The organism is uncultured Croceicoccus sp. (assembly GCF_947496385.1).
Classification (GTDB): domain Bacteria; phylum Pseudomonadota; class Alphaproteobacteria; order Sphingomonadales; family Sphingomonadaceae; genus Croceicoccus.
Window position 1 is genome coordinate 1 of the sequence record NZ_CANMCP010000023.1, and the last position, 10352, is coordinate 10352.

At 57.1% G+C, this 10352-nt stretch carries 6 protein-coding genes and 1 pseudogene; 2 read left to right on the forward strand and 5 right to left on the reverse strand.

Annotated features, from left to right (window positions below; all coding sequences use genetic code 11):
• Positions 1 to 226 precede the first annotated feature (226 nt).
• The 5 genes and pseudogenes from Q0897_RS15550 to Q0897_RS15570 all read right to left on the reverse strand — a co-directional run bounded on the left by Q0897_RS15550 (position 227) and on the right by Q0897_RS15570 (position 8730).
• Entirely contained in the window at positions 227 to 2131 is a 1905-nt protein-coding gene (locus tag Q0897_RS15550) for an ATP-dependent helicase (RefSeq protein ID WP_299310288.1), read from the reverse strand.
• Positions 2128 to 4041: an AAA family ATPase gene (locus Q0897_RS15555; protein ID WP_299310289.1), complete on the reverse strand. Its 1914-nt coding sequence runs from the start codon at positions 4039 to 4041 to the stop codon at positions 2128 to 2130. Before Q0897_RS15555 ends, Q0897_RS15550 begins: the two co-directional genes overlap by 4 nt.
• Positions 4042 to 4143: 102 nt before the next feature.
• Positions 4144 to 5293, reverse strand: a pseudogene (locus Q0897_RS15560) (IS3 family transposase).
• Between the two features lie 288 nt (positions 5294 to 5581).
• Complete coding sequence (locus Q0897_RS15565) at positions 5582 to 7870, reverse strand: UvrD-helicase domain-containing protein (protein WP_299310290.1); 2289 nt, start codon at positions 7868 to 7870, stop codon at positions 5582 to 5584.
• Positions 7867 to 8730: a hypothetical protein gene (locus tag Q0897_RS15570; RefSeq protein ID WP_299310291.1), complete on the reverse strand. Its 864-nt coding sequence runs from the start codon at positions 8728 to 8730 to the stop codon at positions 7867 to 7869. The genes Q0897_RS15565 and Q0897_RS15570 overlap by 4 nt, the downstream gene beginning before the upstream one ends.
• A 297-nt stretch (positions 8731 to 9027) precedes the next feature.
• Here Q0897_RS15570 and Q0897_RS15575 point away from each other — a divergent pair, with 297 nt between their 5' ends.
• Both Q0897_RS15575 and Q0897_RS15580 read left to right on the forward strand, forming a co-directional pair.
• Complete coding sequence (locus tag Q0897_RS15575) at positions 9028 to 9582, forward strand: YetF domain-containing protein (protein WP_299310292.1); 555 nt, start codon at positions 9028 to 9030, stop codon at positions 9580 to 9582.
• 450 nt (positions 9583 to 10032) lie between these two features.
• Entirely contained in the window at positions 10033 to 10125 is a 93-nt protein-coding gene (locus Q0897_RS15580) for a hypothetical protein (protein WP_299310293.1), read from the forward strand.
• Positions 10126 to 10352: the final 227 nt, after the last annotated feature.

A 10352-nucleotide genomic window follows, 5' to 3' on the forward strand; every position in this document is an offset into this window, starting at 1 on the left:
AACATCAACCCTGAGACGAGGCCCGCACTCCGCTAATTTACGCCGCGACTTGTGCCAAATGTTCTGACGACGGACACTTAATTTACAACCTCAAATCTGTGCCATGGGTGCTGACGGGGAACAGAGAACCACAACTCACCGCCAAAGTCAGTCGGCTTGCTTGATTCTGACAGTCATCGGCAAAAGCCGCGTGATTAGGCATTTGTTCAGTGCAGCTGCCAAACAGCTAAGCTTCCGCGCTCACCGGCAGCGCTAGACCCATCTCTTGCAAGAAGCGAGACGGTTGCTTACCCCAACCACGGTATGAATCTGCATAAGACAGGCAGAGCCACTCGCGGGCACGCGTAATAGCAACGAAGCAGTTCCTACGTTCTTCCTCCATTTCAGCGCTGGTTTCTCCCGCCTTCAGGCTATGGAAGCTTGGCAGGACTTCCTCAGCCAAGCCGACGAGGTACACGTGATCGAACTCTTTGCCTTTCGCGGCATGAATGGTCATGAGAGTCACGACCGCTGGGCCAACGGGAGGCTCTTTGGAGCGCATCGCAAGCTCTTGTAAGAATAGTTCTAACGGAGCCTCACGACCGACTGACTTGCCGATCGCACGCGTCAGGTCGGTCCAAGCGCTGAGGTCCTCTGTAAGATCGATTGGCTGATCCGGCGAGCTCTCCACTTGGGCGAGGAACTGATCGATCAGCTTACGGTACGCTGCAGGCTGTTTGCCCAACTCCGTAGCCAGTTCGATGAATGATGTTACTTCGGAGCCTTCCTCGGCACCAACCGCCGCCGCCCACTCATCAAGATAAGAGCGACCTGTCAGCTCAGCGGACATTTTCAGGTCGTCAGCACGAACGTTCAAACCAAACCAGCGGTTAAAGGCGCCGACGAGCAGTTCCAAGGCACGCCGATCGAGGGGCCGAGAGGCTTGCCTGAGAGCAGCTGAGAGCCATTGGAATTGTGGCGAACTAAACTCGTCGCGACGCTGAGCGATCACGCTAGACACGCCCTTATCGGCCAAGGCCGAATGCACTTTCTCGAGTATAGCGCGAGTGCGAGCGAGGACCGCCACCTCGCCGCGCCTCGCCGGCTCGGTGGCTGCAATGCCACCGGCAATCCGCTCGGCTTCCACAGAGTCGGAAGAGTATCGATGCACCTGTATGTGCTCAATATCCGGGTATTTTAGCGAAACTTTCCCGGCCTCAAGGGCACTCTTGTCCAGAGTTCGCTGTGAGTTGTGCACAACCAATCGGTTTGCAGCCGCCACAATCGCGGGAGGGCATCGATAGTTGGTAGGAAGCTGAAGCTCTTGTGGCTGAAAGTCAATCCTGAACCTCTGGATCTGTTGATAGCTGGCCCCATTCCATTGATATATGATTTGATCGTCGTCAGCGACGGCGAAGATGTTCTTGAAGTCGTCTCCTGCTAAGGCTTTAATCAATCGATATTGTCCGTCCGTCGTGTCCTGGAACTCGTCGAACATCCAATAGGCGTAAGTTTTACGATACCGTGCTGCAACTCCGGGGTACTCCGAGATGAGCTTGTAAGATTGGGCAATCAAAGAGCCGAAATCCAACGCATTGCCGGCTCGAAGAGCATTATCATACGAGGTATAGGCCAACTCCACTCGACGACCCACCGTAGCGTCGTGGAAGAAGCGTGCGCATCCCTCAGGAAGGATTAATCTCGACTTAAGTTTATCTATGGCTGAAAGGAGCTTCGCCTCGTCATAAGCTGAGTTGGCGTACCCGAGCGCGTCTCGCAGGATGTCCTCTCTGTCGCTGTCGAGGGAATAGATCGCGAAGTCGGATTGGATGCCGATATGCGAGCCGTGCTGTTGTAGCAGCATCATGCAAAATGAGTGAAAGGTGCCTACCAACGCCCTTCGTTCTTGGTTTGGCACGAGTGCGGCGACACGAGAGGCCATTTCGTCAGCGGCTTTGTTCGTGAACGTAAGGGCCATGATCCGGAAGGAGCGGTCTGGCGCGTCTGACAGGAGTTTCGCGATGCGCGTTGTAAGGACGCGAGTTTTACCCGACCCGGGTCCAGCCAGCACGAACATAGGACCGTTGCCCCAGCCTACCGCTGCGGCCTGTGCCGGTGTCAGTTCGGCAAGAGCCTTTGACAATTCAGTCACGCCAACCCTCTCAGATTCGTAATCGCATCGCGAAGCGTCTGAGGCATCCGCAGAGCGAAGGTGGAGTCGTTAGCACAACGCCGTGCCAGTAGCGGCGAGTATCGCGTCTTCAGTCCCCTCAGCGCTTCGGCCAAGTCGTTTCCTGTGAGTGCGTTTGCGCCTATAACGCCAAGCTCGGCGCATATTTCTCGAAGTTCGACATCTAGGCCAGCTGCGACCAGCTCTGCCTCGATATCTCCTGCGGGAAGGGCGACGGCTCGAGCCGCCATTTCCACGCCGCTGAATCCTCGACCCGTCACATCTGCGATGTATTTGTGACCCGCACTATCGCCATCAACGACCATATACCACGGGTACCCAAGTGCTCGGGCTAGGATGGCAAAGCTTTCAGGATTGCCGCAGTTCTGAAAGTCGATGACCGCTACGCCGTGTTCATCTAAATTGTAGCCTAGCCCCTCGGCCAAGCCATGCATTAAGTGATAATCCGATTGTCCCTCAACGAGAAACCAGCGACGGGCGAAGAATATCTCACCTCGGATGCGCCGCGCGAACGTCTCCAGCTTCTCCAGCTCATCGTCCGGCACGAAGCACTGCGACGCGGCAAAGGTTGCCTTAAGTTGAGCATGAAGTGCGACTGTATCCGGTCGGCCAGCATACGCAATGAGTAGGTCACGATACAGGTTCTGCGTCAGCGTGCCCTTTACGATCAGTTGACCGACGCCGCGATCATACGAAAGCAGTTCAGGCGCCTTCGCAACAACTGCATCGACCGCTGGAATGTGAGGCACCGTTGCGCGGTAATCACGAGGAAGTGAACGAACCGTCGTGCCATCAGCCTCCATCCGCACCACGCGAATGTCACGGAAGGGAACGTGCTGAAGGAAGTAGGGCGAATGGGTAGTCACTATCTTTTGACCGGGGAGCTCAGCGATGTGACGCCAGAGGCTTCGGGCTGCTTGAGGGTGCAGGTGCGTTTCGGGCTCCTCAAGTGCGAGCACGGCGGTACTGTCCGGATGATAGAGGTCAGTTAGCAGTAGCTCAACGAAAGCTTTGAAAAGGAACATCACCGAAAGGCTCTGAACGCCTTGACCATGTCGCGGAAGCGGAAGCCACGGCTTAGCGATTTCGGTTCGATAAATGACCTCTGCTTTAGACAGAATGTCCCATGTATTCAGTGGTAGAATTCGGAGATCGGCCTCGCCTGGAACATCGGTAGCAGCAACCTTGCTGATGCTAGATAGTCCATGCGACAGATCAGATAATCGGGGATCAGCGTCCAAGAGCTTGGTATTCAGAAGGTCGAAAATGCGTTGCGATCGCTTCTCTAAGACTTCGGGAATCTGGACGGTCTTAAGAAGGCGCCCCCAAAACTGACTTTTTGCGGTGAACTCTGAAGAAGCGTCTCGCAAAGCCTCAAGGTAGAATACGGGAAGAAACCGGAAGAACTCTTGCAAATTGACAGCTCTTGCACCCCGTCCTGCCAACGGCTTCCGCTCAACGTTTAAAAACTCCCAACGAGGAACGTAGCTCTCCTCGCCGCCGTCCCATGAACAGCTAACCCTCATCAAGATTGATGACCGACCCGAATACGGGTCAGTCTGAGTTATGTCCTCAAGCTCGTTAACGAGGTCCTCGGGCCATTCTCCCGGCTCATCTTCTTGCAGTTCAACCTCAATAACCACCGGGTCGCCAATCTTCGGGTCAAGGCGGGTGTCACAAAGATGCACATCGTACTCAGTGAAGCCAGTGCCGCGCTGCCCCCACCGCCGGGTTAAAGCAATGCGAATGGCTTCCAGCACCGCAGACTTGCCTGCATTGTTAGGTCCGATCAAAACCGTTGTCCGGCCAAGCTCAACTTCCGCTCGCTTAATCGAACGAAAATTTTCAATGCGGATGTGTTTTATATACAACGGCTTACTCCCCCATTCAGCGAGGGTAGCGGGCCGGTGCAGAGATGCCAATGCCCATCCAATTTTATGTGGATTTTGACGTGCTCCCCTGATTGTTACCATTCAGAGGTAGAGTCTCGCTCCTTCATGATTGATGTTTGATGGGATGGCAACGTGTCTGGGGGCATGCCCCCAGACACGTTCGCCAGCGATCTCTGCGGCGGTCTTCCCGCCCAGTTTCGAGTGTGTCCTGACCGTGTTGTAATCATGCCGCGAGGCAGACAGCACAAACCGGCCATGGGCGACCGAGGTGAACAGCGTCTCGTTGAGGCATTCGTGTCGCAAGCGCCCGTTGAAGCTCTCGACGAAGCCGTTTTGCATCGACTTACCCGGCGCGATGTAATGCCAGTTGACCCGCGTTCCTGTGACAAACACAGGATGGCCGACGAGGTCAGTTCGGTGCCCTTGTCGCTGATCACCGTGTGCGGCTTCCCACGCATCCCGATCAGGCTGGTCAGTTCGCGAGCGACCCGTGCGCCGGACAGGGACGTGTCAGCGACCAGCGCCAGGCACTCCCGCGAGAAGTCGTCGACTACGCACAGGATGCGGAAGCGCCGACGGCAGATCAGGCTGTCGGAGACGAAGTCGAGCGACCAACGCTGGTTCGGTCCATCGGGCAGCACCATCGGCCTTCGCGTGCCCAGCGCCCGTTTCCGGCCGCCACGACGGCGCACCCGCAACCCTTCCTCGCGGTAGATGCGCAGCAGCTTCTTGTGGTTGGGCCTCATGCCTTCCCGCGCCAGCAGGTAGCCCAGGCGGCGATAGCCGAACCGGCGACGCTCCGCCGCCAGCTCGCGCAACCGTTGCCGCAGCGCCCCATCATCCGGCCTCGTCGGCTCGTAACGGATCACCCTGCGGCTTACGCCGACCAGACTGCACGCCCGACGCTCGCTCAGCCCGTGCTGTTCACGGGCATGGGCGACGGCTTTCCGCTTCGCGCCGGGCGTTACCATTTTTTTTATGCCAGACCCTTCAACACGACATTGTCGAGCATCGCCTCGGCCAGCAGCTTCTTCAGCCGGGCATTCTCCTGCTCGAGCGTCCGCAGCCGACGGGCATCGGAGACCTCCAACCCACCGAACTTCGACTTCCACTTGTAAAAAGTGGCCGAGCTGACCCCGTGACGGCGGCACACTTCCGCCGTAGGCATACCAGCCTCCTGCTCCTTCAATACCGCGATGATCTGCTCTTCGCTGAACCTACTTCGCTTCATGGTCGTCCGACTCCTTTGCGTCGGACTCTACCAAAAAATGGTCACATTTCAGGGGAGCACGTCAGCCCCAGTCGCTCTTTGACGTTCAGGGCGTCCCAAAAGCTGACGTGCAACCGGATTAGCAGTTTCCGCCGAGGATGTAACCGCAACTCCCATCACATCAACGCTTCTCTCGGCGTTGGTGTCGATTCAGCGGATTTCTGAGGTAAAGGCCAAGAACGCGGGTGATTCGGTCAGGCCTCACCCTGCATTGTAAATTGCTCGGCTGTCGAACCTTCCTCGCTATGTCTAGCTATTGCGCCGCTCAAGCGCGCCGGCGTCCAGCGCACTCTTGAGGATGACGCTCGGCCCTCTCGCCTGCACGCCCAAAATGGCGACCTGATACCTGGCGCGCGTAACGGCGACGTACAGCTTATTATGAGCCGCGAAGCTAAGATACGCCTTGCTTTGGGAGTGCTGGCTGCTGGGCGATGGAGGCACCCGCCCGTCGTCCACGCCAACGAGAACTACGCCATCGAACTCGAGGCCCCCCACATAGTCCGGGAGCGACAGAACGAAGCGACCGGCGCTCCTCGCGCGCTTCACCACCTCGGGGTCGCCGCGGTGTTTAAGGATTTCAACCGGCCGGTTTTCTTCGATCGATCTCTTCTCGAAATCATGAAACAGGCTTTCGTCGAACACGACGATTGCGACGTCTCCCTTCGTCGCGCCCATTGAAACGCGCATCTCCTCGGCCACCGACAGCGCTGCATCCACCATAGCCGCGTCGGTTGAGTACTCGACGTAGTACGGCTGTTTCGCCTTCTTCTCCTCCTCGAAAGTCATATTACTGTGGGCAAGCGCCATAGGATCCTGAAAGTTCGTAAAGAGGCTCGCTCCGGACGACGTTATGCCGAAGGCGAGATTCACGATGTCGGGAGAACAACGAAAGATGCCCTTCACATTTATGGTCGTGCTCGACGAACGCTCGTCCGACGATGGCATCAGCGACGCCACGTCTATGTCGTCGGCCCACCCCCTGTCGCCTATGGCCTGGGAGCGATCCACAGCGAAGGCGATTGGGAACGACTTCTCCGATCTGGTTAGGTGGTGGAAGACCGACAGTTCGTTCATGTTGAACAGGTGCGTCTCGTCTACGAAGATGGCATCGAAACCGTCGCGCGCGCGCCGCCGACGCCAGATCGGCGTAGAGAGCTGGCTCAACGCCGAGAGAACGACGTCGTCCGTGTCGAATTGCCCGCCGGCCACGAGTTGCTCCCGGTAGCGCTCGTAAACCCGCCAGACGAAAGCCTTATCGCCCTCGCTGCTCACCGGCAGCGCAGACGGGATGGGGGGGATTTTTTTGTATGTCTCCAGATTCTCCTTGGCACGCCCTTTGATCACAACGGAGATCTCGTGCTGAATAAGCGGGAGCTTAAATTCGTCCTCCTCTCCCTCCATGTAGGCCTTAAAATCAGGCGACATGAATTTCGCGTAGGAGGTGAATTCGTCGCGGACCTGCCTCAGCGCTTCGTCGACGTACATCAGTTGCAGCTGTTTTGCGTCGTACGCGTCCGTGTCGACAAACTCCGTTTCGGAAATGTCCTGCCTCAGCAGGCCGCTGCAGTAGCCCTGCAATGTCTCGACCCGCAAACGCCGGATCGATGGCTGGTCGGGCATGAATTCCTCGCCGCCCATCGCCTCAAGAACGGTCGTGATGTTGCGTCGGCTCGCTTCGCTGTGGGTGATGAAGATGGCCTGAAATTCCCGGTCCTCGCTCGCGGCCTTTCGCATCGAATTGATCGCGGCAAGCGACAACGACGCGGTCTTTCCCGTCCCCGCCGGTCCATCGATCCTGACCGGATGTACCAAGGACGCCCCGATGAACTTTTTCTGGTCCTCTGTGAGCAGCCGCATCCAGGTCTCATAGCCTTGATGGATGTCGACCTTGGAGGTGATCGGTCCTAAAGAAGTGCTTGAAAAATTCGTTTCCCATGATGGCGCGAGCTGCCTCGCCGAGGCCGCGAGCCTCGGCCCGAGCCCGTCAAGGTCATCCAGAAACTTGCGGAACGTCGTGACGCTCGCCGTCTCCTGCGGACCGTCTCCCCGATTGGTCCCGATCTTGTAGGCGAGAAGGTAACGCCCAGATTTGCCGCGCTTGGCCAGCCTGTCCACGTCTGGATTGAGGTCGAGCGAAATTCGCACCCCCGTCTTCTGGCTCATCGGATACGGAAACACTGCCGCTGTGCTCGCGCTCAGGACCTTTTCGGCCGGGGTCAGGACGCCTTTGTCCCAGAACTTGATGGCAAAGCGCAGAACACGCTGGAGGTAGAGGATAGCTTGGTCGTTCGTGGCATCAGAGAAGATGTGGCTCTGGTCAAGGTCGAAGACCACGTAGCGATGCTCCGCGGCGTCCTTGCCGTAGGCGACTACTCCGTGCTTGGTCTTCGAAGTCGAGATTCTTGGCCCAATGTCGTCGATCGATCCTGATTTGAGGTGGCGGGCAAGTTGGCAGCCTTGCGGAAAGTCGGTCGACTGAAGGACGCGCTCCGCGATAATGTCCTCCGCCGCGTCTCGTCTAAATGCGAGAAAGGTCATGAAGCGTCTCCGAGATTGAATGGTATTATTCCGCGCAACGTCTTCATCAATTCAGGCGAGAAATCCGTGACGCCGATCCTGGCGTACAGGCTCGTGAAGCGCTGCATGAACAGCTCGATGAACGGAGATCGCAATATGCCGATGGGCATCGCATAATGCTCTTCATTGGTAATGGTTAGCTTGTCGGCATACCTGGGCTGGCCGCGACAAAGCTCTGAGAAACGTCGGAAATCGATTCCGTCCTTTAGCTCGCCTGCCAGCGCGACAGGAAGGTATCGTATCTCGCGCAACAGCGCCACATAGCCCTCGCAGTCCTCACCGGGCTCGGAGCGCTCGACGAAGTGGTAATCCAAGAGACCATTCGAAAGCAGCTCCTGTATCATCTGCTGGTATTGCTTTGGCTGTTTGTCGAACAAGTCCGCTGCGGGCTTCGCCCCCGGTGCAGCGATAAGCGCCGCCTCGGCCGCCTCCTTTTGCGTCTCGGCGGTGAAGTACCTCTTGGCAGCGTTCCGCTCTGATTTCGCGGTCATCTCTGCCAGGTGCTCACGCACCGTCTGAAGGGAAAGCGTATCAAGCATGGACTCTGCCAGCCCGGCGTCGCGCAGCGCGGATCTCATCGCTCCCAAGCTCGCGGCGAGGACGCGCGAAGCTAGAAGTCTCAGTCCGTCGCAAAACAGCCACGCACGAAAATTGATCAACGGCACATAGCTGATTACCGGAGCCTTGCCGTGCGCTACATCGCAGCGGGCGGTGATCACTAGGCCACGAGGAGCTGCATCGCGATAGTCCTCGGACGCCGCACAGGTAAAGATGGTGCCCTGAGTCAGCTCACTCGTCGACGGATAGCCTATCGTGTCCATGGCGTCGTCATTTCCTTATTCGAGCCGCTTCGCTTGCTGCTGCTTAGCGGACGTGCCGCACTGTTCAAGTGGTCCGGAGAATGAAAATATGTCGGCTATCTTTTCGTGCCGTCCAGAAGCTGTTAGACCGGAAGCGGCCCATATTTCGCCGATCTGCAACCCGCGCGATAGCCGACCATCGAAAATCACCTGGGAATCGATCGCTTAGGCGAGCGTGCGGTTACAGCGTGCACCTTGGCCTGATACTGACGTACCGAACCCATTCGCCCCTTCAACCAAATTTGAGGAAATCAAAGGATGTTCGGACTAAGCGACTATCCTGACGCAATCATCCGCGGCGTGGCGCTTGGCCTCGTTACGCTGGTTTGGGTTATTCTTCTCGTTCGTGTGATCGGTTTGCGAACATTTTCGAAAATGACCGCCTTCGATTTCGTTATCACGCTGGCAACCGGTTCGCTGCTCGCGTCGGCGGCAACCGTTACCGATTGGATAGCGCTGGTCCAGGCTTTGAGTGCGATTCTCGCCTTACTGATAGCGCAGGTGATTTTGGCGCGGCTACGTCGCGGATCGCGGACCTTCCAGCTTATGATTGAGAACGATCCGGTCATGCTGATGCATGATGGTAAGATACTGGAAGGCGCGCTTGCTAAAACGCGCGTGAGCGAAAGCGATGTACTATACGAGATCCGCTTGCAGGGTATTCGCGACCTATCCCATGTTCGTTCGATGGTTTTGGAAAGCACAGGCGATATCTCGATCATATCGGGGGAGACCGGACCGACCGAAGAAGTCCTGAGAGAGGTAGATTGCTGCTACGGTCCAGAGAAACACCATACCACTCGACAAAAGTGAGCTTGCGCTTCGGTAGCCCGGTTCGACGGTTGCCGCGCTATCGATCACGCCGATTTTGGTCTGATGAACGGATGGGTCGTTGGCTGGAGTGCAGCTCCAGGGACTTGCGAACTCAATAGCGGATCGACCGCAATCGGCTTAAGGGCAGCCATCAGCCAACGTTTGCGGCCTCTCGCAGTCTTTCGATACGCCTTAATCTTCCAAGTTTTCAAGACACTTGACCCGGAAGTCATTCTTTTCCCCCAACTGTGCTCAACGAGATGCCACTCGAGAGCTAGCTCACTCGGGTAGTCAGATTGCGACGTCGGCAACGTGATCTCTTTACCTGCTAGCGCTTCGTATTCAGTGCCCGCGGCGGACATCCGTCGCCAGCGCGTAGATCGTATGCGCGGCTTTCGCCATTGGAACTGGCACTTGGACGAAATGTACGTCCGCATAAACGGCGAGATGATGTACCTTTGGCGTGCCGTCGATCACGATGGTGAGGTGCTCGAAAGCTACGTTACAAAAAGAGGGACAAGGCTGCCGCCCTGCATTTCATGAAAAACACGCTGAAGCGTCACGGTTCGCCTGAGATGGCACTGTCAGAAGGATGGTACCTCTGGCAAAAGCCTCGGTGCAGGGTAGGGGAAGCGGATGTCCCGAGCCAAGAAACCAGCCAACCCGTTCCGGTATTTCCATTCTTCGCCGGAGGTGATCCGCCTCGTGGTAATGATGTACGTTCGTTTTCCGCTTTCGCTGCGGAACGTGGAAGACCTACTGTCGGAGCG